General features: G+C 41.2%; 21 protein-coding genes. 15 read left to right on the forward strand and 6 right to left on the reverse strand.

The features are described from left to right. Window positions 1-134: 134 nt before the first annotated feature. The 3 genes from IPJ09_04105 to IPJ09_04115 are packed head-to-tail and all read left to right on the forward strand — an operon-like array spanning window position 135 to window position 2,770. The gene (locus IPJ09_04105; protein MBK7370616.1) at window positions 135-524 is read left to right on the forward strand and encodes a hypothetical protein; all 390 of its coding nucleotides are present in this window, start codon (window positions 135-137) and stop codon (window positions 522-524) included. Window positions 525-554: 30 nt separating this feature from the next. Beyond that, window positions 555-1,976 carry a pyridoxal-dependent decarboxylase gene (locus IPJ09_04110; protein ID MBK7370617.1) on the forward strand — a complete coding sequence of 474 codons (1,422 nt, stop codon included), beginning with the start codon at window positions 555-557 and terminating at the stop codon, window positions 1,974-1,976. Further along, window positions 1,973-2,770, forward strand: a complete 798-nt coding sequence (locus tag IPJ09_04115) for a PhzF family phenazine biosynthesis protein (protein MBK7370618.1) — start codon at window positions 1,973-1,975, stop codon at window positions 2,768-2,770. The genes IPJ09_04110 and IPJ09_04115 overlap by 4 nt, the downstream gene beginning before the upstream one ends. Here the strand turns inward: IPJ09_04115 and IPJ09_04120 are convergent. The 3 genes from IPJ09_04120 to IPJ09_04130 are packed head-to-tail and all read right to left on the reverse strand — an operon-like array spanning window position 2,757 to window position 6,530. Beyond that, window positions 2,757-3,860: a glycosyltransferase gene (locus tag IPJ09_04120; GenBank protein MBK7370619.1), complete on the reverse strand. Its 1,104-nt coding sequence runs from the start codon at window positions 3,858-3,860 to the stop codon at window positions 2,757-2,759. The two genes, IPJ09_04115 and IPJ09_04120, sit on opposite strands and share 14 nt — an antisense overlap. Window positions 3,861-3,912: 52 nt before the next feature. After that, on the reverse strand, window positions 3,913-5,820 hold the full coding sequence (locus tag IPJ09_04125; protein MBK7370620.1) for a RecQ family ATP-dependent DNA helicase: 1,908 nt from the start codon (window positions 5,818-5,820) through the stop codon (window positions 3,913-3,915). 41 nt (window positions 5,821-5,861) lie between these two features. Further along, entirely contained in the window at window positions 5,862-6,530 is a 669-nt protein-coding gene (locus IPJ09_04130; protein ID MBK7370621.1) for an outer membrane beta-barrel protein, read from the reverse strand. 135 nt (window positions 6,531-6,665) lie between these two features. Between IPJ09_04130 and IPJ09_04135 the strand changes: the two genes are divergently transcribed. The 5 genes from IPJ09_04135 (at window position 6,666) to IPJ09_04155 (ending at window position 12,640) form a co-directional block, all read left to right on the forward strand. Further along, complete coding sequence (locus IPJ09_04135) at window positions 6,666-8,339, forward strand: S8 family serine peptidase (GenBank protein MBK7370622.1); 1,674 nt, start codon at window positions 6,666-6,668, stop codon at window positions 8,337-8,339. 86 nt (window positions 8,340-8,425) lie between these two features. Further along, a complete protein-coding gene (locus IPJ09_04140) occupies window positions 8,426-10,060 on the forward strand; it encodes a hypothetical protein (protein MBK7370623.1) in 1,635 nt (544 codons plus the stop codon). Window positions 10,061-10,132: 72 nt separating this feature from the next. After that, window positions 10,133-11,524 (forward strand): alpha-amylase, encoded by a 1,392-nt coding sequence (locus IPJ09_04145; protein MBK7370624.1) that lies wholly within the window; start codon window positions 10,133-10,135, stop codon window positions 11,522-11,524. A 2-nt stretch (window positions 11,525-11,526) separates the two neighbouring features. Then, window positions 11,527-12,000, forward strand: a complete 474-nt coding sequence (locus IPJ09_04150; protein MBK7370625.1) for a 23S rRNA (pseudouridine(1915)-N(3))-methyltransferase RlmH — start codon at window positions 11,527-11,529, stop codon at window positions 11,998-12,000. 22 nt (window positions 12,001-12,022) lie between these two features. Further along, complete coding sequence (locus IPJ09_04155; GenBank protein MBK7370626.1) at window positions 12,023-12,640, forward strand: rhomboid family intramembrane serine protease; 618 nt, start codon at window positions 12,023-12,025, stop codon at window positions 12,638-12,640. A gap of 11 nt (window positions 12,641-12,651) precedes the next feature. Here IPJ09_04155 and IPJ09_04160 read toward each other — a convergent pair whose 3' ends face one another. Both IPJ09_04160 and gatC read right to left on the reverse strand, forming a co-directional pair. Continuing rightward, on the reverse strand, window positions 12,652-13,374 hold the full coding sequence (locus IPJ09_04160; GenBank protein MBK7370627.1) for an ABC transporter ATP-binding protein: 723 nt from the start codon (window positions 13,372-13,374) through the stop codon (window positions 12,652-12,654). Further along, on the reverse strand, window positions 13,371-13,661 hold the full coding sequence (gene gatC / locus IPJ09_04165) for an Asp-tRNA(Asn)/Glu-tRNA(Gln) amidotransferase subunit GatC (GenBank protein ID MBK7370628.1): 291 nt from the start codon (window positions 13,659-13,661) through the stop codon (window positions 13,371-13,373). Before gatC ends, IPJ09_04160 begins: the two co-directional genes overlap by 4 nt. A gap of 161 nt (window positions 13,662-13,822) precedes the next feature. On the opposite strand from gatC, the gene IPJ09_04170 reads away from it, so the two are divergent. Together IPJ09_04170 and IPJ09_04175 are read left to right on the forward strand one after the other, a co-directional pair. Further along, window positions 13,823-14,452 carry a deoxynucleoside kinase gene (locus tag IPJ09_04170; GenBank protein MBK7370629.1) on the forward strand — a complete coding sequence of 210 codons (630 nt, stop codon included), beginning with the start codon at window positions 13,823-13,825 and terminating at the stop codon, window positions 14,450-14,452. Between the two features lie 18 nt (window positions 14,453-14,470). After that, a complete protein-coding gene (locus IPJ09_04175; GenBank protein MBK7370630.1) occupies window positions 14,471-16,633 on the forward strand; it encodes a S9 family peptidase in 2,163 nt (720 codons plus the stop codon). 23 nt (window positions 16,634-16,656) lie between these two features. On the opposite strand, the gene IPJ09_04180 is transcribed toward IPJ09_04175, so the two are convergent. Then, window positions 16,657-16,839 (reverse strand): hypothetical protein, encoded by a 183-nt coding sequence (locus tag IPJ09_04180; GenBank protein ID MBK7370631.1) that lies wholly within the window; start codon window positions 16,837-16,839, stop codon window positions 16,657-16,659. 250 nt (window positions 16,840-17,089) lie between these two features. Here IPJ09_04180 and IPJ09_04185 point away from each other — a divergent pair, with 250 nt between their 5' ends. From IPJ09_04185 to IPJ09_04205, 5 genes are all read left to right on the forward strand, one after another. Next, the gene (locus IPJ09_04185) at window positions 17,090-20,452 is read left to right on the forward strand and encodes a transglutaminase family protein (GenBank protein MBK7370632.1); all 3,363 of its coding nucleotides are present in this window, start codon (window positions 17,090-17,092) and stop codon (window positions 20,450-20,452) included. Window positions 20,453-20,508: 56 nt separating this feature from the next. Next, a complete protein-coding gene (locus tag IPJ09_04190) occupies window positions 20,509-23,076 on the forward strand; it encodes a circularly permuted type 2 ATP-grasp protein (GenBank protein ID MBK7370633.1) in 2,568 nt (855 codons plus the stop codon). Next, window positions 23,066-23,932 (forward strand): transglutaminase family protein, encoded by an 867-nt coding sequence (locus IPJ09_04195; protein ID MBK7370634.1) that lies wholly within the window; start codon window positions 23,066-23,068, stop codon window positions 23,930-23,932. The genes IPJ09_04190 and IPJ09_04195 overlap by 11 nt, the downstream gene beginning before the upstream one ends. A 280-nt stretch (window positions 23,933-24,212) precedes the next feature. Further along, window positions 24,213-25,103, forward strand: a complete 891-nt coding sequence (locus tag IPJ09_04200; GenBank protein MBK7370635.1) for a prephenate dehydratase — start codon at window positions 24,213-24,215, stop codon at window positions 25,101-25,103. Further along, window positions 25,093-26,262 carry an aminotransferase class I/II-fold pyridoxal phosphate-dependent enzyme gene (locus tag IPJ09_04205; protein ID MBK7370636.1) on the forward strand — a complete coding sequence of 390 codons (1,170 nt, stop codon included), beginning with the start codon at window positions 25,093-25,095 and terminating at the stop codon, window positions 26,260-26,262. Before IPJ09_04200 ends, IPJ09_04205 begins: the two co-directional genes overlap by 11 nt. Window positions 26,263-26,268: the final 6 nt, after the last annotated feature.

The raw sequence follows: 26,268 nt of genomic DNA on the forward strand, positions 1-26,268 counted from the left end.
TTTTCTTAAACACTGGCAGATAAAATATTTCAAAAATTTATTGAAATAAATTGAGGAAAAAACAGAACAGCGTATAAATTTGTCGCTGTAAGTAAACTAAAAATAAATATCACCAAGATTTAACAAACTCTTGTATGAAAAAAAAAGAAGATCCTAAGGCAAACAAAAAACGTGTAGTCAAAGACTACGAAAATCTTTCACCTGAGCTGCTTTCGTTGATGCATGCTGCTTATCCAAATGGATTTGATGGTGCGATGATATCATTCTTCGATCGTGATGGCAAGAGAGTTTCTGCCATTCCTTTCGAAACCGATGAAATTTATTATCTCATCCGATGGGTCGAGAGAAAGGCCAAGCCAGCAAAGGTAGACCCTGATCTTGAGGCTGATCTGGATACCGAAGGCTCCTCCGAAGGCGATGATGAAATATTTGCAGATGATGAAGAAAGTGATGACTCTGGAGATGTTTCACTGGATGATATCGAAAATGCAGAAAACTCATTTAGTGAAGACGACAATTACTAATGAGATTTTATCACCTTCCATTTACATTGATTGACTGATCCGGACGATCCTATTGAGCTATTCAGGAAGCATGGACACCTTCTTATAGATTTTATCGCTAACTATTTGACCGATTGCAGCAATGAGCATATACGGGTCACCCAATTGATCGACCCGGAAGATTCTTACCATACCTGGCTGGAGGAATTGATTCACCCTACTTTGTCTGTCTCCCAATTAAGTTCAAAAATCATTTCAGACTCTATACACCTGCACCACCCAGGCTATGTAGGGCATCAGGTGGCCAACAGTCATCCTTTTGCTTTGCTGTCAGATTTATCAGCGGGATTACTTAATAATGGCATGGCAGTCTATGAAATGGGGCAGGTCTCTGTGGCCATGGAACGTGCTGTTTGTGAAATCCTTACCTCCTTGGTATCCTGGCCAAAGACATCAACCGGATTTTTTACTTCAGGAGGCACCTTGGCCAATCTTACTGCATTGCTCACTGCCAGGGAAATAGGCTCTGGTGGAACCTATTGGAATAGTGGTCATCGGAATTCTAAATACGCCATCATGGTATCTAAAGAAGCCCATTATAGCGTCGAAAGAGCTATTAAAATTATGGGACTAGGCCAGGATGCGATCATATCCATTCCGACCAACGATGATTTTCAAGCTGATGTATCTGTACTGGAAGATTTATATCTGCAAGCCGTCGATCGGGGCTTCAAAATATTTGCTATCATAGCTAATGCAGGGAGCACGGCGACCGGATCCTACGATGATATTGAAGCTTTTGCCCTATTTGCTAAGCCAAAAAAGATTTGGTTGCATGTAGATGGTGCTCACGGTGGAGCAGTCTGTTTTAGTGATACTTATAGACACCTGATTAAAGGAATTGAAGAAGCGGATTCCATGATTTTGGACTTTCATAAATTACTACAGACTCCTATCTTAAGTACTGCATTATTGTATAAATCCTATCAGTCTTCCTACCAGACTTTCACACAGGGAGCACAATACCTTTACGAACAAAAAGACCAGGAATGGTATCAATTGGGCAAACGGACATTCGAATGTACCAAAAACATGATGGTGCTCAAAGCTTATACCTTGATACATCAGTTAGGCATAAAAAGACTGGGCCTGGATATCGATTATCGATATGATCTTGCAAAACAATTTGCAGACTTGATCAGAATGGACTCTTCATTTGAATTGGCGACCTATCCTGCTTCTAATATTGTCTGTTTTAGATATAAACCAAAGGAAGTCGATGATGAACAATGTGATGAATTAAATCGCGTGATTCGTAAAAATATACTGGCTACCGGCAAGTTTTATTTGGTTCAGACCGTGATAGATCATAAAACTTATCTCCGTACCAGCCTGATGAATCCTGCTACCACCCTTGATCACTTAAAGAAATTATTAGCCCTCATCAAAAGTCTGGATCCTCTAAGATTATGACCCCTATCTCTATCTACCAAGTGGATGCATTCACAGAAGCATTGTTCTCAGGTAATCCTGCTGCAATCTGCATGATGGATTTTGACTTACCTGATCAGGTCCTTCAATCTATTGCTGCAGAAAACAATCTTGCAGAGACTGCCTACGTATGGCAGACAAGGGAAGGTTTTAAAATAAGGTGGTTCACACCGACTATTGAGGTGGACCTTTGCGGACACGCCACCCTGGCCGCAGCATATGTCATATTCAGTCTACATCGAGCCGAGGGTTCAATGATCAAATTTGACTCGAGGAGTGGGCCTTTGTTTGTCACTCAGAAAGCTGACAACACCCTGGAGCTGGACTTTCCTGCTGATGTCTTCTACCCTGTCACAACTCCAGACCTTATCGAAGCCGCTTTGGGGTGTACAATAATAGAAAGTATTAAAGGCAAGAGCGATTATCTGGTCAGAATAATAAATGAAAGTACTTTGGTTTCTATGAAGCCGGATTTTAGCCTAATCAAAAGACTGCCTACCAGAGGGTTGATTGTCACCGCACCCGGAGACACAATAGATTTCGTGTCCAGATGCTTTTTTCCGCAGAGTGGGATAGATGAGGATCCTGTGACAGGCAGTGCTCATACTACGCTAACCCCTTTCTGGGCTTCAAAATTGGGCAAAACGGATTTTGTCGCCAGGCAGGTATCGTCACGTGGTGGTGACTTGTATTGCGTCCTCAAGGGGGATCGGGTACTGATCGGAGGTCATGCGGTACTATATTTGGAGGGCCACATCTTTGTCAAGCCTGCATAGACTCAAAAATAACCGAAAGCTTGTCAGATTCATGACCCCAATTTAAAACCTCTCTTGCTTGCAGACAGGCAAAATGCATTTTTACATAGCGGTCATAATCCTCTGATAATTTTATGATTTCACTTTCCAAATAAGCAGATTGAACAGGATCGTCCAGTAAAATGGATACCTCCCATCGATTATTGATCAGGCGATACTCAGGAAAATTCATTGTTATGCTTGGCAATCCTGCCATGATATAGTCCAGGTTCTTGTTAGCCAGCGATATTCTGGAGTTTTCATGCCTTCCTTCGAGTAAGCTTATACCCAAAAATGCTCTGGAAGTCACCTCGAATAAATCATCAGGCGCCAACATACCGAGGAAGCGGACCCGATCTTGGAGCCATGCTTTGTCAGTCAAAGTCATCAGTTGATTTTTCAAATGTCCATCACCTGCTATGCAGAGCGTAAAAGCCGGGGGCAAATTTCCAACCATTAAAATCAAGGTATCCAGGCATCTGCCTTCGTTAAGATGCCCTTGAAAAAGGATGATCTTGCTATCAAACCTTTCCCGAATAGTGCCGATCAATTGTCTCATAACAGGATAGTTGTGCACGATCTGAGGGCTCAATCCAAATTTTTTAAGATGATCACAGACCCCAATGTTTACGGCAATGATTTGTTTTAATCCCGGTAAAAAAAGTCGCTCTACTCGATTCCAGAATCCCCTGATTAGTGGTTTGCTGTATAGTTCAGGAATCGAAGGATATATCTCATGACAGTCCCAAATTAATTTTTTCCTGCTAATCCAGGTAGCTAATCTGATACCTGGCAACGTATCAAGATCAACAGCCAGATATGCCTGGTAAGACGAAAAGATCGTCTTTGTAAAAAATATAACATTGAGGATTAAATAAAAAAAGATTCCATTCCGGGGCCGTATATCCAACCGCTCTATGGTATACCCATTTCCGCTAAAAGCTAAACTACCAGGTTTAAGCGTGCCGACAAGATGAACTTTCCATTCATGATGTACCAACCACTCAGATATTCGGATCATTCGTTGATCGGTGGCCAAATCATTAGATACAAAAATGCAAATGGATTTCACAGCCCAAATGTACTCAACGACAACCAATCGAAAATAAAGAGCTCAGTATGGGTCAATCAGGAATGGCATAAATAAGCTCATGATCTATGGTCAGCTGCAATTCCCCTTCTAATTCTTTTAAAGCTACCAGCACAGCGTCCTTTTGTATAGCGGAAAACATATTGAGCAGATCCTTCAGTTTTATCGGCGATTGACCTTTGACGGCGTTTAAAATATTTTTTTTGTATTCAATAAATATCTCAGGATCACTTTTTTTTCTTTTAAGACAAAGGTCGCAGATGCCACATTCGTCTGCATCATGTTCACCAAAATATCGCTGCATAGCCATACTGCGGCAATGATCCGCTTCCACATATTTCCATACGTTTTGAATTTGATGTAGAGCACGCTGTTTTCGAAAGTCATACCATTTTTGATCGATTTCTAGAGTGTCACTCCTGACACGTGAACCTTTAAATATAATTTTAGGAAGATCACTTCTTGGTTGATAACGGATGATGCCGGAAAGGTGCAGGCTTTGCAAAAAATAGACCACATCGTCCTCACTAATTTCTAGTTGCCGACTTAGCTTGTATTCGGATATCTTGACTGGATTAAAAAATACCCCTTCATAAGATCTCAAGATCAATTTGATGAGGGCATCTTCTTCCGCATGTTTGACCTGATATCGATACAAAGTCTCTTTATCAGCTAATACTTCCAGCTCTGATGGCTGATAAATTGAATCATTCAAGACGATAAAACCTCCATGCTCAAGCACTTTAAGCCCTTCAAGGGTGGGCAGTATCTCAAGTCTGTATTGCTCACAAAATGCTACTACATCAAAATTAAATGCTTGACTGCTCATGCTGCCGGTAGCGATTTGATAATGCACACTCAAGGTTTTATATAGCTGCCTGATATAGTCAAGACTTGGAAAGTTAGCTTCAAACCGGGAGACCATCATCTGTTTGTCACCGGGGCCGATGAGTACGACAGCATAGGCTTTGGCCCCATCTCTGCCAGCTCTGCCAGCTTCCTGGAAATAGGCTTCCATACTGTTAGGTAGATCCAGATGGACTACTGTTCGCACATCAGGTTTGTCTATCCCCATACCAAAAGCATTGGTAGCACAAATGACTCTGACCTGATTGGCTTTCCACTTGGATTCCCTGTCTATACGCTGCTCCTGGCTTAATCCGGCATGATAAAAGGTAGCACTTATCCCAATTTGTGTCAAATAATCACTGCTTACTTTGGCAGACTTTCTGTTCCTGACATATACGATAGCACTGCCTGCTGATTTTTGTAGAATTGAGCCCATCTTACTCAATTTGTCTTCTTCCTTCAGCACGATATAAGAAAGGTTGCTTCGGGCAAAACTTGATTTGATGACATTGTTTTGCGCGAAAAGCAGTTTTTGCTGGATATCATTAGTGACTTCTGTAGTTGCTGTGGCAGTAAGCGCCAAAACCGGCACTTTGGGCATCCATTCCCTGATCCTGGCTATTTCAAGGTAGGCAGGCCTGAAATCATAACCCCACTGACTTATACAATGGGCTTCGTCTACAGCTAGCAGATTGACATTCATTCTGATCAATCTCGACATAGCTTTCTCAGAGGACAGCCTCTCTGGTGATAAATAAAGCAGCTTTACTTGTCCGTAGGTACAATTGTCCAATATCCGGTCTATATCCCTATTGTTAAGGCCTGAATGAAGTAGTTCTGCAGAGATATTTCTTTTTTTAAGATGCATGACCTGGTCGTTCATCAAAGAAATTAAAGGGGAAAACACCAAACAAATTCCAGGCATGCATAGAGCTGGGATCTGATAACATAAGGATTTGCCTCCTCCGGTTGGCAATAAAGCCAGGGTATCCACACCTTCCATCACAGATCGGATGATCGTCTCCTGGCGTACCCTGAAAGTTTCAAAACCCCAGTATTCACGCAAGACATCATATGGAGATAGATAATTCATTGGCTTCTAGCGCCAAAGATCAGGGTATTTACTGAATAATCTTAAAACGTTGGACAACCTATATTTTTGCTATTACCTGTAGCTGGGGCAAATGAGTAAGAAATACCCACTTTTAGAGAAGAATATGTGTCTTTGGCTGAATTCAATCCTTTAAAACCATCCAGACAATCAGAATTGGTCAGTACCTGCTCAAAATGTAAAGACAAATATATATTGTCATTGATCCTGGTTCGAATCCCTGCGCCTAGTGGAAGAATAAGATTCAGGATCGGACAATCAGCAGCTATATCCTGGTTAGAAACAGTGGATTTTGAAAAACCAAAGCCACCAAGGACAAAAAACTCAATAGGTCGCTTGTATTGGTTAATTGCAAAAAGTCTGTAATCGGCAGTGATCGTAAATTCAGACATAGGATATTTAAAAAAAGAGGGGTTTCGAAAGCCCAGCAAAGAAGGATCAAGGCTGTCATCCCCTTCAAATTGTGAAAAATAAATCGACCCTTTGACTGCCAGTTTTTCCCCGATCGGTTTACGTAGAAATATGCCAAAACCTGGATTAGCAAGGATGGTCAAAGTATCCTTCAGTCGATAGGAGGGAAAATCACCCTGGTAGATAGTCATGCCACCGATTAAGCCGACTTGAACATCCTGAGCCTTACTATCCAGACTATATAATATTAAAAAGAGTACCAGGTAATTACTAAACTTCATGGATTTACAATCAACTGCAAAACTAAATGAAGTATTTTATAGCTTCTCTTTTATTTTCTATAATGATGTAGTGAATTTTGTGTTAAAAGACAAAAATTGTCCTGACCTTGTGGCAATTAAAGTGTTCTTTGTATTATGAAATTGAAATTTGTTTTAGTTGCGATCTTGATACTCGCTATTTGTTCTCCAAACTTCGCTCAACTGTCTGAAAATGATCTAATTAACTGGCAGCTGCGAAACGCTGATGGCAAGATACCCGGTACTGGAATAGAAGATGTCTATAAAAAACTGCTCAAAAATAAGGCTGGTCATGAGGTCATCGTTGCTGTTTTAGACGGTGGTGTCGACATCAATCATGAAGATCTCAAGCAAAACATCTGGGTCAATCCTAAAGAAATACCAGGCAATAATAAGGATGATGATGGCAATGGTTATGTAGATGATGTCTATGGTTGGAATTTTATTGGGAATGCCTCTGGAGCCAATGTACAATATGACTCCTATGAAACAACCAGGACCCTGGCCACCCTTAGAAAAAAGTACAAAAACACCAAACCTGAATCCGTGCCGAAAGAACAGCAGGTAGAATTTAAACGATATCAGGATCTGGAGCTTGATATAGAAGGGAAAAGAAAGAATGCTGAAACACAATGGGAGGAACTCAAAAGAAATGAAGGATTGCTATTACAAGTCATCGATGCTGTAGCCCAGGAAATTGGTTCCCAACCGCTCAGTCTGAAAACACTTGAGAAAGTCGACACCAATAAAAATGTATATATCAATATTGGCACCAAAATACTGACTCAGATACTTCAAGAACAATCTTATATTAATTCTTTTGACCAAATCAATCAATCTATTAAAACCGAATACAGTGCTCCCCGGGCCGATCTTGAAGCGAAGTTTTTATATCAATACAATGCTGACTACGACTCGCGTACGATTGTAGGCGACCATTATGATGACCCATATGAAAAGTATTATGGCAACAATGATGTCAAAGGTCCGGATGCATTTCACGGGACCCATGTGTCCGGGATTATTGCTGCAGTTCGAAACAATGGCTTGGGTATAGATGGCATCGCCACTAACGTAAAGATTATGGCTGTCAGAGTAGTACCCGATGGTGACGAACGAGACAAAGACATCGCCAATGGTATTCGATATGCTGTGGATAATGGTGCCAAAGTCATCAATATGAGTTTTGGTAAAGGCGAATCTCCATATAAAAAAGCGATTGATGATGCGATACTATATGCTGCCAAACACGATGTGCTCCTGGTGCATGCAGCAGGTAATGCCGGTGAGGACAATGATGCTACCCTCCACTTTCCAGTAAACAAACTGGATAGGAAATGCCTTTTTTGTAAAAAGGAGATTAAAGGTTGGTTAGATATAGGCGCATCTTCTTTTACCAAAGATGAAGATCTGGTAGCTTCATTTTCGAACTATGGCAAAAAATCAGTCGACATATTCTCCCCAGGTGTACGAATTTATAGTACCACTCCTGAAAATAAATATGAGTTTGCTGATGGTACCAGTATGGCATCCCCTGTGATGGCAGGTGTCGCTGCTGTGATCAGATCTTATTACCCTAAACTCAGTGCCAAGCAAGTACGTAAAGCTATTATTAAAAATGGCAATGCATATAACGGTAAAGTGATCAAGCCGGGTACCAGCGATTCAGTACCGTTGAGCGAATTATGTATTTCAGGATCTTATGTAAATGCATTTAAGGCCATTGAGGCAGCCTCTAAAATGAAAGGCAATCGACCTGTTACTTCCAGTGTAGTCAAACCTAAAGCCTAAGTACCTCGATTTGGCGCAGCGGATGATACTGCGAGTTTTCCTTTATAAATATCCCCGCATTTAGGCTAACTTTGTTGGTTATAGTAATGCAAAAGCCGGATTGGAGATATATCGAAAATTTTGTTGACCCTGACTTGTTCCAAAAAGCATATGACCTGGTGGAGCAATATGGCGATCAAGTAAAACTCACTAAAGGTGAATTGGGCTTATATACCCTCGAGTGGTCAGATTCAACGGAAGAACTTTCTACGGAGATCAGTTTTGGCAGGAAATATATCAAAAAATCCAACTGTACTTGTGGAGCAGCAGGCAAAAAAATTTGTATTCATTTGATTGCCGCCATCATCCTCCACAGGCGAGTCACCGAAAAGGATCAAGACCTTACACCTGCCTCCAGGGAAATAATGTTGCCTTCCCGTATTTCTATCCCCACGATTTTACAGCAAATCCCCAAAGAAGACCTCGACAGGTTTTTGCAACGATATGCGCGCATGAACAAACAATTTGCCCAGGCCGTAAAATTGCATTTTGCCAGCCGTATCCAGGTCAATTCGCCACAGCAGAAGTATCATGATTTGATTAAAAGTATGACTCGCCTGACGCCTAACTCCATGGGAAAAATAGCGAAACATGCATTGCAATCACTTTTTTGGATCAGTGAAGAACTGCTGCTGCAGGTAGATGATCTTATTGCTATGGAGAATCCTATAGAAGCATTTGCGATTTGCATTGAATTGATGGAAAAATTTCATTCGATCTACCGTAAGATGGAGCTTTATTTTGGAGAATTTGAAAAGTATTGGATCCTTATACATCAAAAACTCAAAAGTATTCTGGACATGAGGCTTGCTCCCGATTTCAGAGCCGAAGTTGAACAAAAATTGACGGAGTTGTTTAGCGACCCCGCCTACCCTATGATTCATTCTCCGCATAATTTATATGAGCTCCTTATCTATAAATCCGACCTGGATACTCAGGTAAAAATTCATGAATATATTATTAAAAAAATTGCACGAAAAGAGCTCAATCCCATTCCTTTATTGGCCTTGGTAAAAACTGCAATGAAGCTACAACAAGAATCTATGTTGTATCAGGCTTTTGAAATAAACAGTGACTATTCGAGATGGTTATCTACCATGGATCTGCTCAATAATCAACAGCGTGATTCTGCTAAAACCCTCGGGAAATGGTTGACCAAAATAGCTCCGGATGAATTTTGGAAAAATAAAATTTTGGACCGTATCTGGACGCTGTTTCCTGACGAACCTTCTTCTATCAAATATGCACTCACACTTCTGGAGAAAAACGCTGAAGAAAAATATTTAAAATATCTGACCGAACACAAAATAAGTAAAGACCTGATCGTCAAGTCGCTGACACAATCCAAGCATCCAAAAAGTAAACTGCTGTTGGCCAATTATTTTATTGAAGAAGGTCAGACAGAAGAAGCCCTGGTTATACTTTCAGATCATTTGAGCCTAGACCTATTGAAATCGTATACTCAAAGATTGATAGTGATTGCTCCGGAATGGTTGGAACAGGGTTATAAAAAGATATTTACCCAATATTTAGAAACCCATGTTGGCCCTACCCCAGCAGTAAAAATTCAAAACATATTGGCCTATTTACACATGGTAAAAGCACATTCCTTGGCAGATCAGCTTCAAAAATGGCTAAAAAAGACCTTTCAAGACCACACCAGTCTTTCCGAAAGATTATAAACATCTATTTTTACAAGCTGAATTAAAACTACTTTAATCGTTGTCGTTATTAAACTTTATATCTCCTTTTTTATGAAAATATTTTCTATCATTTTCCTGACTATCTTATTATTCACAGCATGTCGCCAATCGTCTCCTACTGACAAACAAAGTGCTGTACCTGTGACGAGCAAACCGGTAGAGATCACTGGCAATCCTGAATGGGATGATCAGGCTGTCATGTACGAAGTCAATCTGCGACAGTATACTCCGGAGGGCACTTTCGATGCGTTTGGCAATCACGTAGATCGATTGGCTAAGATGGGCGTGGATATTTTATGGCTAATGCCAATCTTCCCAATCAGTGAAGAGAAAAGAAAAGGAACCCTCGGTAGTTATTATAGTGTCTCAGATTTTATGGAGACCAATCCTGAGTTTGGTACTAAACAGGATTTTAAAAACCTGGTGGATAAAATACATCATGCTGGCATGAAGGTCATCATCGATTGGGTGCCTAATCATACCGGCTGGGGCCATGTTTGGCTTAAAGCTCATCCAGAATACTATACCCAGGATTCTATGGGCCAAATCATCGATCCAATAGACCCTGAGACGGGGAAGTCCTGGGGATGGACTGATGTCGCAGACCTCAATTATGACAATCAGGCTATGCGTCAGGCTCAGATTGATGCCATGCAGTATTGGCTCACCGATTTTGATGTGGATGGGTTCAGATATGATGTGGCCCACAATGTACCTGCTGATTTTTGGCGCACCGTATCCGACAGTCTGCGATCGATGAAATCTATCCTTTTATTGGGTGAAAGTGAGATTCCTCAATTTCGAAATGACGGCGCTTTGGATGTAGACTATGGATGGGATTTCCATCATCTATTCAATGATATTGCTAAAGGTAAACAACATGCTTCGGCTATTGATTCACTGCTGGTAAATGATCGCATTAAAAACCTTAAAGGTTATCATATCTATTTTACTTCCAATCACGATGAAAACTCCTGGTCAGGTACTGAATTTGAGCGCATGGGTGCTGCTGATAAAATCATGGATGTACTGGCCTTCACTTTCGATGGCATGCCGTTACTCTACAGTGGACAGGAAGAACCACTCAAAAAACGGCTGGAATTTTTTGAAAAAGATTCAATACCCTGGAAGAACTATGCGTATGCAGATTTTTTTAAAACTTTGTTTGATCTAAAACAGCGAAATAAAGCCCTGGGTAATGGTTCTGCCGGTGTCCCACTTGAAAAAATAGCAGTACATAAAGATGTTTATGCTTTTGAAAAAAACAAAGACGGTGATAGAGTTATCGTTATGCTCAATCTGTCTGCCAAACCTCAGACCGCTATGATCACTAAGGATATACCTGCCATGCAGGATATTTTCACCTTGCAAGCTGCCAGCTATAAAAAAGATCAAAAAATCACTCTAAAACCCTGGGAATATCGGGTGTATTCGACCCGATAAGTATGAAATTTGAAATTTGGGCGATCGGTAAGTGTGCCCATTCTTACCTCCAGAATGGAATAGAATTATATTGCAAAAAACTCAAACATTACATTCCTGTAGAATATGTGGAATGGCCGGAGCCTAAAGCAGCCCGCACTGCTGATAAAGAAAAGTCCTTAAAATTGCAGGCCGACTATATCATAAGCAAAATTACCTCTGAAGATTATTTGATCTTATTGGACGAGCAAGGTGCACCTTTTACATCCAAGCAGTTTGCATCTCAAATCAATAAATGGATGCTCCAAAGCTCTAAACGGATCATATTTCTCATAGGGGGAGCATTTGGGTTTCACCCATCGATCTATGATCGGTCCAAGGCTAAAATTTCTCTATCCAACATGACATTTTCACATGATATGGTTCGATTAATTCTTTTAGAACAGGTATATCGAGCCTGTACCATATTAAAAAACGAACCTTATCACCACGATTGACTTTTTATTAATAACTTAAACTATGAGCGTCACCATCGTTATCATCATCCTCAATGTATTGATCTCCTGGCAAGCATTCCAGAATCATGATTTGTTGCAAAAGCTCAAGCATTGGCCCTTTGCTGAAAAGAAAAATTCGGAGTACTACCGGATCCTCTCAGGTACTTTTGTACATGGAGATTGGATGCATCTGGCTTTTAATATGTATGCCCTATATAGCTTTGGCACCATTTTAGAATACCAGTTTCAGGAAGTATTTGGCCAGCTCAATGGCCGGGTGTTCTACGTGGTACTTTATCTCGTCAGTGGTATTTTGGCCAATTTGATGACCTATTTTCAGAAAAATGATAATCCTCAATTCGCCAGTGTTGGCGCTTCAGGATCCGTATCAGGTATCATGTTTTCGTTCATTATTTTCTACCCCTGGGTCCAATTACTATTGTTTTATGTGATTCCTATTCCAGGGGTGATCGCCGCTGTACTCTATCTGATTTACTCTACTTATTCAGCTAGAAAGGGAGGAGGTATCATAGATCATACTGCCCATCTTTGGGGAGCAGTGACAGGTTTTGCATTGACCATTTTGTTCAGACCAACCCTTTGGACTGACTTCATTCAGATGGTCAGTGATAAATTTTAACGAAGCAGGGGTTAATGCACGCCTACTGGAATGCCATATTTCACTGGATTTTCGTTGATGGTATCAGATTCAATCGCTCCATCTTTTAATCTTACGATTCGATGTGCATGTAATGACACATCAGGTTCGTGTGTGACTAATATGATGGTATTGCCCTGGCTATGGATTTCCTCGAAGATGCGCATGATCTCATCACTGGTCTTTGAATCCAGGTTGCCTGTCGGCTCATCAGCCAATATGATACTGGGATTGTTGACCAAAGCTCTGGCGATAGCGACCCGTTGGCGCTGACCACCCGACAACTCATTGGGTTTGTGGGTCATACGATCACCCAATCCAGTTATTTCAAGCACATGGGAGGCACGCTCTATTCTCGCTGATTTACTCATGCCTGCATAGATTAAGGGAAGTGCAACATTGTCAAGTGCACTCAACCTGGGAAGTAAGTTGAAAGTCTGGAAGACGAACCCAATTTCTTTATTTCTGATCTCAGCCAGTTCAGAATCATTCATACTGCTGACATCGTTGCCGTTAAGCATATAGGTTCCGCTGGTGGGTGTATCCAGGCAGCCAAGCAGGTTCATTAAAGTAGACTTGCCACTGCCCGAAGGTCCCATCAATGCGGTGTATTCGTTCTTAAATATTGAAAGGTCTACGCCCCTCAAGGCCTGCACGGTATCAGCACCCATAATATAGGTTTTTGTCAAACCCTGTATTTCGATTAAAGCACTCATTTTTCAATTACTTTAGGTACCAGAAAAAAATATTCATCTTTTTGAGTTGCATTGGACAAGGCAGCTTTCCTGTCCAATTGGCCCCCGGGTATATCGTCCCTCAAAGCAGACTCAGTTGCACCCAGGTGGACCAGTGGTTCTAAATCGGTAGTATCGATAGATTGCAGTTTATTGACCATGCCGATGATATTCTGAAGGTCTTTTTGCAGCAAGGCACGTTCGGTGGAATCCAGTTCGAGTTGGGCTAACATTTCTAGCTTTAAAATTAACTGATCAGAGACTTGCATAAGGTTTATTTAGATAAGTGCTTGGATTTGATCGCCAAAGGTACGTTTTTAGGCATTTATGATTGAGCTCCTCCTTTTGCCTTGGTCAGATTTAAAAGGAGGCAATTCAACATAGTGGGTTTAGATTTTTCTGTTCCATGTCTTATCTTGCGACATATTAAATGAGTACAGCAATCAAGCACATAGCCGTAGCAGGCAATATCGGAGCCGGCAAAACCAGCCTGGCGGCGCAACTGTCGAAACATTATAGCTGGGATGTTATGTTTGAAGATGCCTCCGACAATCCTTATCTCTCAGATTTTTATTTTGATATGAGCAGATGGTCTTTTAATCTTCAGATCCATTTTTTACACAGCCGGTACAAGCAGATATTGGCTATCCGTGCAGGAGAAATGCCTGTGATCCAGGATCGTACTATTTATGAAGATGCCAATATCTTTGCTCCCAACCTCTATGAAATGGGGCTTATGACCAAGCGTGATTTTGACTCTTACCAGCACTTATTTCACACGATGTCTTCACAAATAGATCCCCCTGATCTATTGATTTACCTTAAAGGCAATATCTCCACTTTGGTGGATCATATCCAAACAAGAGGAAGAGATTATGAAGGCAATATGAGTCTTGATTACCTCAAAAAACTGAATAAAAAGTATGACGAATGGATCGATGGCTATCAATCACAATTGCTCATAGTACCTATAGACGACCTTGATTTTATCAATCGATCCGAAGATTTAGGAAAAATCGTCAATATGATCGATGGCAAAATTCATGGCTTATTTTCCTGAAATTTTAATCTTCATCTGATGAAAAAAAATTGGGTCTTACTCTTGGTTATTTTTTCAATGAATGCTTGCATACCTAAATCTGATCAAAAAAATATGACCAACTCTATCAATCTTTTTACACCTGAAAAATATATAGCTCCTACTGCCGCCGAAAAACCCAAATCTTTGACTGTGGGCGTGGATACCCGTCAGGATCCATATTACTGGCTCAACGAACGAGATAATGCGGAAGTCATCCAATACCTCAATGATGAAAATGCATACACAGACAGTGTGCTCAGTCCCGTCAAAACATTGAAAGCAGACTTATTCAATGAATTAAAGGCCAGGATCAAAGAGGATGACAGTTCGGTTCCTTATTTTAAGCATGGCTACTTTTATTATACCAGGTTTGAGACGGGCAAAGAATATCCCATATTTTGTCGTAAAAAAGGCAGTTTGGAATCACCCGAACTTATCCTGCTCAATGTCAATCAGTTGGCTGAAGGCCACCAATATATGCTGGCAGGTGGTATCAATGTGAGTCCTGATGACCGATATATGATGTATGTAGTAGACTCCACAGGTCGCAATCTTTTTACTGCTTATGTCAAAGATCTGCAGACAGGTTCCTTGTTGCCAGATCAGTTTGAAACAGCTGGTGGCTTGGAATGGATCAATGATTCTAAGACCATCATTTATGATACCAAAGACCCTGTCACATTAAGGTCTGATAAAATCTGGCGTCATACCCTGGGCGGAATAAAAGATGAATTGCTCTTCAACGAAATTGACGAAACAGCCTACTGCAGTATATCAAAATCCAAGTCAGATAAATATATTTTCCTCAATCATGGATATACACAAAATGTCGAAACCCATGTCATGTCGGCAGACGAGTCCAAAGGATCATTTGATGTGATAAAACCAAGGACAAAAGACTTTTATTATTCTGTGGATCATTTCGGGGATGAGTTTTATATCTTGACCAATAAGGACGGCGCGAAAAATTTTAAACTCATGAAGACGCCCGTATCGAAGGTAAGTGTCGATCACTGGATAGATGTCATACCTCATGATGAAAATGTACTGATCGAACATTTTGAAATTTTTAAAAACTATCTCGTCGTACAAGAAAGAAAAAATGGGTTGAATCAGATGTTGGTCAGAAATTGGTCTGATGGTGCTGAACACTATATCGACTTTGGAGAACCCACCTATTCGGCTGGTTTTGGAGAAAATCCTGAGTTTGACACCGATGTATTGCGGTATGTCTTCAATTCTTTCAAAACACCTCCTTCCACGATTGATTATAATCTGGCAACTAAAACAAAGGAGATCAAAAAAGTCCAGCCAATACTAAACGGTTTCTCTTCGGATAATTATGAGACAGCGTTTGTATGGGTTGAAGGTCAAGATAAGACCAAAATCCCTATGTCCCTGGTCTACCGCAAGGGATTCAAAAAAGATGGCACAGCACCTTGTTACCTGGTGGGCTATGGATCATATGGATCCACCTATGATCCAGATTTTAATAGCAATTGGATCAGTCTGCTTGATCGGGGATTTGTGTGTGGGATAGCCCATATAAGAGGAGGCATGGAGATGGGCTTTAAGTGGTATGAGCAAGGTAAGATGATGAATAAGATGAACACTTTTACCGATTTTATAGATTGCGGTCAATGGTTGGTGGATCAAAAATTTACTTCAAAAGACAGATTATTTGCGACAGGAAGAAGTGCGGGAGGCTTGCTGATGGGCGCTATCACCAATTTAAGACCAGACTTATTTAAAGGAATTATCACCGGAGTACCTTTTGTAGATGTATTGACGACGATGTCGGATCCTTCCATTCCTTTGACTACCGGAGAATATACCGAATGGGGCAATCCCAATATTAAAGCTGAATATGACTATATGAAAAAATATTCGCCATATGACAATATTGAGACAAAAGAATATCCCAATATCTATGTGTTTACTTCTTTAAATGATTCACAAGTTCAATATTTTGAGCCTGCCAAATATGTCGCCAAGCTTCGAAAATTGAAGACCGACCATAATACTTTGGTGTTAAAAACCAATATGTCAGGCTCACATGGTGGGTCCTCAGGCAGGTTTCAGAGGTTACATGAGCGTGCTGCAGAATATTCCTTTATGTTAGGTCTTCTTGGCATTCAGGATGCTGGAATTAAAAATTGACTTATACCTAGTAGGGCATGATATTAAGCTTTTGGCTTTAGTTTGTCTGCCAATGATTGATTTTCGATCTTTTCAGTGGCAGGTTTGGCCTTTTTATCAGGCATACCGACAAAAAACAAAGCTGCCAGGATAATGGCATGAATCAAAATAGTTACTACCATGGCAGTAGCTCGATCCTTTTTCTCATTTCTATCAGATGGTTTCATATATATTATTTGAGTAAAAAACGTGCCAAAGTAGTGTTCACGGTATTAATGATTGGTTAAATAATTAAAGCGGGAAACAAGCCCACACCTCATTCATAATGTTTTTGAAATCTACAATTTTTTGTTATTCTTCTTGGAAACATCTGTCGAAAATGGAGGTAGTTATGCCTTTAAAACCATGGTTTTCAACTACCTTGACAGGAATTGTCAGCTCAAAACAATTTATTTTCTACTGACACGATGATCGACTATGGCTACAAAAATCAGCATCTACCACAAAACAATATATCACTTTGACCGGGCGGTAAAACTTTATCCTCATATTTTCAGACTAAGGCCTGCAGCACATTCAAGAACTCCAATCGAAACTTATTCCTTCAAGATCACACCTGAAGATCATTTCATCAATTGGCAACAAGATCCTTTTGGTAATTTCCAGGCAAGAGTGGTTTTTCCCGAAAAATCTACCTTCCTTCAGATAGAAGTCGAGCTGATCGCCAGGATGCAGGTCATCAATCCTTTTGACTTTTTTGTCGAAGAATCGGCGGACATGTTTCCATTCATTTACGATGATAGGCAGAAAAAAGAATTAAATCCTTACCTCGAGTTGGAGATGATCGGTCCCACCACCCAAAAATTTATCGAGCGATGCCGGCCAATCTCTCCACTCAAAACTATTGATTTTCTGGTAGATATCAACCGGCAGGTGTACCAGGCACTCAGCTATAATATTCGCATGGAGACCGGAGTGCAATCTTGTGACGAAACTTTGTATAAAGGGAGTGGTTCCTGTCGGGATTTTGCCTGGTTATTGGTGCAAGTACTCCGAAATTATGGATTGGCAGCCCGTTTTGTTTCTGGCTATTTGATCCAATTAACGCCCGATATCAAATCTTTAGATGGTCCTTCTGGTCCTGAAAAAGATTTTACAGACCTTCATGCATGGACAGAAGTATACATTCCTGGGGCTGGTTGGGTTGGATTAGATCCTACTTCTGGTCTTTTTGCCGGCGAAGGACATATCCCATTGAGTTGTAACCCCGATTATGCCAATGCTGCTCCAGTGACCGGCGCAACAGATATCTGCGATGTAAAATTTGAGTTTGAAAATCGGGTCACTCGTATTTATGAAGATCCTCGCGTCACCAAACCATATAACGATGATCAATGGGCCAAAGTCATGTCGGTGGGAGCAGTCGTAGAGCAAGACCTGGTTGACCACGAGGTAAGGCTTACTATGGGAGGTGAACCAACATTTGTATCTATAGATGATTTGGAATCTGCTGAGTGGAATACTGAAGCTGATGGCCCACTAAAAAGAAAGCTTGCTTATGATCTGGCCAATCGATTAAAATCCCGATTTGCTCATGGCGGTTTGTTGCATTTTGGCCAAGGAAAATGGTATCCCGGGGAGCTTTTGCCAAGGTGGCAATATGGGCTTTATTGGAGGAAAGATGGATTGCCTATCTGGAATAACGAAGCCCTGGTGGCAAAAGAGGGTCAAACCCCCTATACGTTTCAACATGCTGAAATATTCATCCAGGAATTGACCAGCCAGCTCGATATTGCACCTTCGTTTACACTGCCTGCTTACGAAGATCCTATTTATTGGGCACTTGAAGAAGGTAAACTCCCTCCCGAGGTTGACCCTCTGAAAACGAATCTGAAAGACTCCATTCAAAGGCATACGCTCGCTCAAATATTGGAGAAAGGCTTGAACAATCCAGCAGGATTTATATTACCCTTAAAATGGAGTTTAGAAGAGGCCAAATGGAACTCTTGTGCATGGACTTTCCGGCGAAAAAATTGTTTCCTTATCCCTGGCAATTCTCCTTTAGGTTTAAGGCTACCCCTGGAGTCTCTTCCCAAAACCACAACCAAAACTGCTCAAATCATTTTACCCAGAAGCCCTTTCGAAGAAGTACCTGATCTTGCTCTATCTCTTTTAATCAAAAGCAACGTTGCAGCCATCGATGAGCCGGATTTAACTTCCAGTGAAATAGTCGAAACTTTCACCATGGCATTGTGCATCCAGGAAAGACAAGGCATAATATACGTGTTCTTGCCACCGGTAGATCATCTTGAACAATATCTTGAACTGATAGCGCATATTGAACACATATCCAGTAGATTATCCATGCCGGTTAGAATCGAAGGCTACACACCTCCTGCTGATAATAGATTGGAGAAATTAATGGTGACTCCAGACCCCGGAGTCATAGAAGTAAATGTGCATCCTACCCAAACCTGGCAACAACTGGTTGATAATACCACCGCCTTATACGAAGAAGCATTTTTGGCAAGACTTGGTACAGAAAAATTTATGGTGGATGGTCGACATACAGGCACAGGTGGAGGCAATCATGTGACATTAGGTGGAATCACTCCTGCCGACAGCCCTTTTTTGCGTAGACCTGACCTGTTGCGAAGTTTGATTACTTACTGGCAGCACCACCCCGCTTTGAGCTATTTATTCGCAGGTCCATTTATAGGTCCTACCAGCCAGGCACCCAGGGTTGACGAAGGCCGTGACGAAAGATTATATGAACTGGAGATCGCTTTTGAGCAGATTCCTGACCATGGACCAGTCCCTTTCTGGTTGGTTGACAGGATTTTTCGAAACTTATTGGTTGATATCACAGGCAATACTCATCGGGCTGAGTTTTGTATTGATAAGCTGTATTCGCCTGATTCCAATACAGGCAGATTGGGTATACTGGAAATGCGTGCATTTGATATGCCCCCGCACAAACAGATGAGCCTGGTGCAAACCTTGATGGTCAGAGCACTGGTGGCCAAATTTTGGAAAAATCCCTATAAGAAAAAACTCATCCGATGGGGTACAGAATTGCACGACAAATTCCTATTGCCGCATTTTGCCTATATCGACATGATTGATGTGGTCAATGATCTTAAAGATGCAGGATACGCTTTTGACATCTCCTGGTTTGACCCTTTTTTCGAATTTAGATTTCCGCATTATGGTAGCATCACCGTGGACGGCATTCATCTGGAAATCCGTCTTGGTATCGAACCCTGGCATGTGCTCGGCGAAGAGCTCTCCAATGCCGGGACTGCCCGATTTGTAGATTCCTCCCTTGAAAGGATCCAGGTCAAAATATCAGGCATGGTGCCTGGCAGACATATATTACTTTGCAATGGATGCCGTACGCCACTTAGAACTACAGGTATCAAAGGCGAGTATGTAGCTGGTGTCCGATACAAAGCCTGGAATCCTCCATCTGCACTTCATCCTAAGATTGGTGTAGATGCCCCGCTGACATTTGACATCCTCGATCTGTGGAATAATAAAATCATAGGAGGTTGCAAATATTTTGTTAGTCATCCGGGAGGACGGAGTTTTGATACCTATCCAATCAACAGTTATGAAGCAGAGTCCAGAAAAATCAGTCGCTTTTGGGAATTTGGGCAGACCCCATCATCCTCTCTGGAACAAACAGCTCCAGTGATTTTTACACCCGGCGTATCGAGATTTGTGGCAGAAAACAAAACCAATCTCAAAGCAGGGACACCCTTAGAGATCATCAATCCAGAGTATCCCAACACCCTGGATCTAAGGCGTTATTGGTTAGCTCATCCTCCTCAATTGTAGGGTCAAAGCAATAAATTAGATTATTTTTGTTTGCATTAAAATAAAAACTAACAGCTATCCAATTTGCAGAAAAAATATCGACCCGATTGCTCACTGATTATGTAGCCAATCTTTCAACTTATGACGAAGTCATCGATCAAAACGGTGATGTAAAACCATATTGGAAATCGTATTTTGATAAGTTAGACCTCATTGGACTCCAGGAACTTGGCCTTCGAAACCAGGAGATCGTCGAAAAGCTCAAAGAAAACGGCGTCACCTACAATGTATATGATGCTGAAAATGGCATGAACCGACCCTGGAAACTGGATCCAATCCCTTTTCTGGTTCACCAACAGGAATGGCATAAAATTGAAGCAGCCATCATCCAAAGGGCACACTTGCTTGATTTGATTTTAAAGGACATTTATGGACCACAATCATTGGTCAAAAACTCGATTATCCCTCCGGAATTGGTATTTGACAATGCGGGCTATTTGCTGCCTTGTTTTAATAAAAATGCGAAACAATCTCCCAGACTTTCGCTGTATGGTTGTGATATGGCTCGAGGACCTGATCATAATATGTGGTTATTAGACAACCGTACTTCGTCACCTTCAGGCACAGGGTACACTTTGGAAAATAGAACGGTGATTAGTCAGATATTTCCAGATATTCATGCCAATACGTTTAAGCAAAGTCTGGCCCCGTTTTTCAATCAATTACAACACTCCATCAGTAATTTTGAGGGGCCTGCCAGTGAAAATGCTCATACTGTCTTCCTGACTCCTGGTCCTGGCAATGAAACTTATTTTGAGCACGTATATTTGTCTACTTACCTGGGATATACCCTGGTGCAAGGATCAGATCTCCTTGTGCGGGATGGATATGTTTGGCTTAAAACCATTGAAAAACTCTCCCGGGTGGATGTCATCATAAGAAGAGTGGATGATGCCTGGTGTGACCCACTGGAGCTCAGAGAAGACTCGCTGTTGGGTATTCCCGGCTTGCTCCAGGTGGTGAGGTCCGGCAAAGTATCTGTGATCAATCCTATTGGTGCAGGGGTATTGGAAAATCACGGTTTGCTGGCGTTTATGGAAAATGCATGCAAGCACTTCCTTAACGAGCCATTATTGATGAATTCGATAGCGACCTGGTGGTGTGGTCAGGAAAAAGAATTAGACTTCGTCGTTGCCAACCTGCACCGGCTGATTATCAAAAAAGTTAATAGAAAAAAAGGATTTAAATCCATTTACGGTCGTACACTTTCAAAAGATGAGCTTTCAAAATTAGCCTCTATGCTTCGTCAGCATCCAACCGAGTATGTGGCTCAGGAAGAAGTCAGTCTATCCACTACCCCTTCCCTTATTGATGGCAAAATAGTGCCGCGACTGGCTGCTTTGCGTTCGTATGCAGTATTTGATGGTCAGGATTATAAGGTAATGCAAGGAGGACTTACCCGAAGCTCACCGGTGCAAGACAAATTTGTCATCTCCAATCAATTGGGTGGTCTGTCAAAAGATACCTGGGTGGTGACTGACCAGGCATCTTCCGTTTTGGATCACAGTGTGTCGAAGACATCGCTTATCAAAGAACAAATCCACGCGTTACCGAGCAGGACTGCTGAAAATTTGTTTTGGGTTGGTAGATTGTATGAACGTACGTTAGCTTTTACCAATTTTCTACGGATAGTCATAGATCGGCTTAATAATGCAAATTATCAATCAGAGCATCAATCAGAATATATCACCCTTATTTTAAAAGCAGTTACTCACCTGTCCAATACTTACCCGGGTTTTACAGATGAAGATTCAGAGATACAACTCCAACCTTTTAATGAAATTTTTTCATTGATCACCGATCAGCGAAGATCCGGCTCTGTTAGTTATGATTTGAGGTCGTTGATCGAAACCATCCATGTGGTGAGTGATAAATGGAATAACGATTCCAGCAGGATCATTGCTTTGCTGAGAGATACGCTTCAGTATCTTCTGAGAGCAAACCCTGCCAATATGAATAAATTGACTCACAGTCTTGAAAAACTAAATATTCGATTACTGGCTTTTTATGGCAATATATCATCCACTTTTTTGAGAGATCATGGTTTTTATTTGCTGGAGACAGGAATTTACATCGAAAGGATCCAGGGCTTGATATCTGTCATCAGATCTTCATTTAGCTTCAAACAATCAGATGCCGCTGAGCATGAATTAGTAGAAGTGGTCTTAGAAAATCATCATCTTATAGCCCACTATCGAAATCTCTATAAATCCCATCTCAGTCTTTCTACGAGCCTCAGAATGATATTGCTCGATAGTCACTTGCCATTCACCCTTTCTTATCAATTGGACATGTTAGCTGATTGCCTCTCCAAGCTGCCTAAAAACAAAGATGAATACGGGCTCAGTAAGGCGGAGAAAAATGTACTCGAAGCCAATACCTTGATCAAATTATCTGACATTGACTTATTGATCCAATACGAAGAGATCTCTGAGTACAGGCCAGCCCTGGATAAATTGCTCTCAAAAGTTTATAGTCTTATATCTGCTGTTACAAATCAACTGACTAGTCAGTATTTTAATCATTCTACTTTTCACCATACTTCCATGGAGTCGGAGGATATCTCAGAGACAGATGCGATATAAATTAAAACACCTTACTACTTACACTTATGATCACCCCGTAGACAATTACCATGGTGTGTTTTGCCTTCAGCCCCTCAATTTAAAAAATCAAATCTGCCATTCTTTTCAATTGCTGGTCAATCCTATTCCCAACTCGATTACATCCAGGTCGGATTATTTTGGAAACACTAAACATTATTTTTCATTGCATGAAGCGCATAAAAAACTGGAAGTGACCTCTATTAGTGAGGTGGAGGTCATCTCTATGCCCCCCTTGTTGATCAATTCCATTTCCTATCTTGATGCCAAAGGTTTGTTCCAGCAGGATACTGCATTAAGAATAGAATTGCTCCAATTTATGCTTCCTTCAAGATTCACCCAATGGAACGAAGATGTTATCGCATTTGCCCATTCCTGCTTTCCCACTGATGTTACATTGTATGAAGGCGCCAGAAGCTTGTGCCAGAAAATTTTCACTGAATTTGAGTTTAAATCCGGATTCTCCACGATAAATACACCGATAGAGACTATTCTCCGGGAGAAAAAAGGTGTTTGCCAGGACTTTACTCATCTGGCTATAGCATGTCTCAGGAGCTTGGGGCTGGCTGCCAAATACGTGAGCGGGTATCTCGAAACCAAACCGCCTCCAGGCAAAGAAAAACTCCAGGGTACTGATGCTTCTCATGCCTGGCTGGCAGTCTATATCCCGGATATGGGATGGATAGAATTTGATCCAACCAATAATTTGATTCCGACTGACCGACATATCAGGACCGGCTTTGGCAGGGATTATAGTGACATCGCTCCTGTAAAAGGCATTTATTTTGGTGCAGGTGACCAAAAAATAAAAGTGGAAGTAGATGTCCTACCCTTGTAATTACGGTTTGTCCACCATTTACATCACTCCTGCCTTTTTGTTATTTCCAATATTCGTATATTATAAATAAAAATATTTCACTAGCGAAACTAATTTCAACAAATCTTCTATATTTGTGCCCGTGATGAAACAATCTTATTTTGGTTTTTATTTTAGCTACTATTTTATACATAGTAGGATGACCAAAGTTTGATCTGATACCATCAAAAGAAATAAACTGAAGGGAGTCCTTGAAAAATCGAGGCTCCCTTCATTTTTTTTATGCATTGACTAATACTTTATGAGTAAAGAAAATACGGATACGAAGAAACCTCAGCCCTCTCCACTCAACGGCGTGCTGAGAGTTGCTATACAGGGATATAAAGGTGCTTTTCATGACATCGCTGTGCGAAAATACTTTGGAGACCATGACATCGAAGTGATGGAAATAGACACCTTTGACAAAGTCGTCGACATGGTCAAGCATCGTGAGGTACATTTTGGTGCCATGGCGATTGAAAATACAATATATGGCATGTTGATGCCCAATTTTAATCTACTCAATAGGTCCAATATATTTATAGATGGAGAAGTCTACCTGCGCATCAAACAAAACCTGATAGGCTGGCCTGGAACACGTGTAGAAGATTTAAAAGAAGTCTATTCCCATCCCATTGCTATCGAACAATGCAGAGCGTATTTCAAAGCCTATCCTCATATCAAACTTATCGAAAGTGTCGATACAGCCTTAAGTGTCCGTGAAGTGAAAGAAAAAAGAATCAAAACCAAAGGGGCTATAGGAAGCTCACTTGCAGCAGATTTGTATGGCCTCGATATTTTGGCCCCAGCTATAGAAACCAACAAGAAAAACTTTACCCGTTTTTTAATCCTCGAGAAAAAATCTAAAGCTGCTCCTGAGCCTGGTTCTAACAAAGCATCCATCATTCTGACAGTACTGGATCAGTTCGGTAGCCTTCACAAAGTCCTGTCCGAACTGGCGATTCGCAAAGCTAATCTCACTAAAATCCAATCTATCCCCATCTTAGGCAAACCTTTTGAGTATGCTTTTTGGATAGACCTGGTAGGGGAAGATCAAAAGCATCTCAACGAAGCCATAGACAGTGTAAGATCCTTGTCCCACGAAGTTAAAATCTTAGGCCTATACCCAAAAGGAAAACACTATGATCATTGAACCTTCTCATAGAATCGCTACCGTCGAAGAATACTATTTTTCGACCAAACTCAAGCAGATCGCGCAGATGCGCGCGCAAGGGGCTGAGATTATCAACCTGGGTATAGGGTCTCCGGATCTGCCACCACACCCTGAGGTGATCGAGACTTTGAATACCTGGGCTCATAAGCCCGATGCTCATGGCTATCAGAGTTATCAAGGCAGACCTGAGTTACGCAAAGCCATGGCCGATTTTTACAAAAAATATTTCCATACTGAGCTAAATCCAGACTCGGAGATACTACCTCTGATTGGATCCAAAGAAGGTATCATGCACATCTGCATGGCGTTTCTCAATCCTGGCGATAAAGTATTGGTGCCTGACCCTGGTTATCCGACTTATAGTGCCGCCATCAAACTGGCAGGTGCCACACCTATATATTACGATCTGTCACCTGACAAAGAATGGCGATTAGATCTGGATGACCTGGCCCATGTACAACCCGGTGAATACAAAATGATGTGGATCAATTATCCACATATGCCTACGGGCCAATCTGCAGATAAACCTTTTCTCGAAAAATTATTGGCCTGGGCCAGACAAAAAAATATCATTCTGTGTAATGACAATCCATACAGTTTTGTACTCAATGAGGACTATATCTCCCTCTTATCGATCGAAGGCGCCAAAGACCAGGCCATAGAACTCAACTCAATGAGTAAGGCCCAGAATATGGCTGGGTGGAGAGTTGGCATGGTCGCTACCAATAAGACCTGGATCGACTACATCCTGCGGTTTAAAAGCAATATGGATAGTGGCATGTTTTTACCTATGCAGATGGCTGCCGTCAAAGCTTTACAATTGGGTGATGATTGGTATCAACAGCTCAATCTGATCTATTATGAGCGTAAACGGCATGCCTGTCGCATTTTGGACTTTCTTGGTTGTACTTACCAGGCAGATCAAAAAGGTATGTTTCTATGGGCTAAGGTTCCTGATAATATCAAAGATGGTTATGAACTGAGTGATCGTATCCTCGCGGACCACCACGTATTTATTACTCCCGGTGGCATCTTTGGTAAAAATGGATTACACTACGTGAGAATATCTTTATGTACTACGACGGACATTTTTGACCAGGCTTATAATAGAATTGAATCACAACACAAACAATCGTAATAAAAA

Source organism: Saprospiraceae bacterium (genome assembly GCA_016709995.1).
Taxonomy (GTDB): Bacteria; Bacteroidota; Bacteroidia; order Chitinophagales; family Saprospiraceae; genus JADJLQ01.

What these genes read in the sequence shown, in the direction of transcription:
- IPJ09_04105 (MBK7370616.1), top strand. Translation starts at nt 135, where the DNA reads ATGAAAAAAAAAGAAGATCCTAAGGCAAACAAAAAACGTGTAGTCAAA.
- IPJ09_04115 (MBK7370618.1), top strand. Translation starts at nt 1,973, where the DNA reads ATGACCCCTATCTCTATCTACCAAGTGGATGCATTCACAGAAGCATTG.
- IPJ09_04125 (MBK7370620.1), bottom strand. Translation starts at nt 5,820, where the DNA reads ATGAATTATCTATCTCCATATGATGTCTTGCGTGAATACTGGGGTTTT.
- IPJ09_04130 (MBK7370621.1), bottom strand. Translation starts at nt 6,530, where the DNA reads ATGAAGTTTAGTAATTACCTGGTACTCTTTTTAATATTATATAGTCTG.
- IPJ09_04135 (MBK7370622.1), top strand. Translation starts at nt 6,666, where the DNA reads ATGAAATTGAAATTTGTTTTAGTTGCGATCTTGATACTCGCTATTTGT.
- IPJ09_04140 (MBK7370623.1), top strand. Translation starts at nt 8,426, where the DNA reads ATGCAAAAGCCGGATTGGAGATATATCGAAAATTTTGTTGACCCTGAC.
- IPJ09_04145 (MBK7370624.1), top strand. Translation starts at nt 10,133, where the DNA reads ATGAAAATATTTTCTATCATTTTCCTGACTATCTTATTATTCACAGCA.
- IPJ09_04150 (MBK7370625.1), top strand. Translation starts at nt 11,527, where the DNA reads ATGAAATTTGAAATTTGGGCGATCGGTAAGTGTGCCCATTCTTACCTC.
- IPJ09_04155 (MBK7370626.1), top strand. Translation starts at nt 12,023, where the DNA reads ATGAGCGTCACCATCGTTATCATCATCCTCAATGTATTGATCTCCTGG.
- IPJ09_04160 (MBK7370627.1), bottom strand. Translation starts at nt 13,374, where the DNA reads ATGAGTGCTTTAATCGAAATACAGGGTTTGACAAAAACCTATATTATG.
- gatC (MBK7370628.1), bottom strand. Translation starts at nt 13,661, where the DNA reads ATGCAAGTCTCTGATCAGTTAATTTTAAAGCTAGAAATGTTAGCCCAA.
- IPJ09_04170 (MBK7370629.1), top strand. Translation starts at nt 13,823, where the DNA reads ATGAGTACAGCAATCAAGCACATAGCCGTAGCAGGCAATATCGGAGCC.
- IPJ09_04175 (MBK7370630.1), top strand. Translation starts at nt 14,471, where the DNA reads ATGAAAAAAAATTGGGTCTTACTCTTGGTTATTTTTTCAATGAATGCT.
- IPJ09_04180 (MBK7370631.1), bottom strand. Translation starts at nt 16,839, where the DNA reads ATGAAACCATCTGATAGAAATGAGAAAAAGGATCGAGCTACTGCCATG.
- IPJ09_04185 (MBK7370632.1), top strand. Translation starts at nt 17,090, where the DNA reads ATGGCTACAAAAATCAGCATCTACCACAAAACAATATATCACTTTGAC.
- IPJ09_04195 (MBK7370634.1), top strand. Translation starts at nt 23,066, where the DNA reads ATGCGATATAAATTAAAACACCTTACTACTTACACTTATGATCACCCC.
- IPJ09_04200 (MBK7370635.1), top strand. Translation starts at nt 24,213, where the DNA reads ATGAGTAAAGAAAATACGGATACGAAGAAACCTCAGCCCTCTCCACTC.
- IPJ09_04205 (MBK7370636.1), top strand. Translation starts at nt 25,093, where the DNA reads ATGATCATTGAACCTTCTCATAGAATCGCTACCGTCGAAGAATACTAT.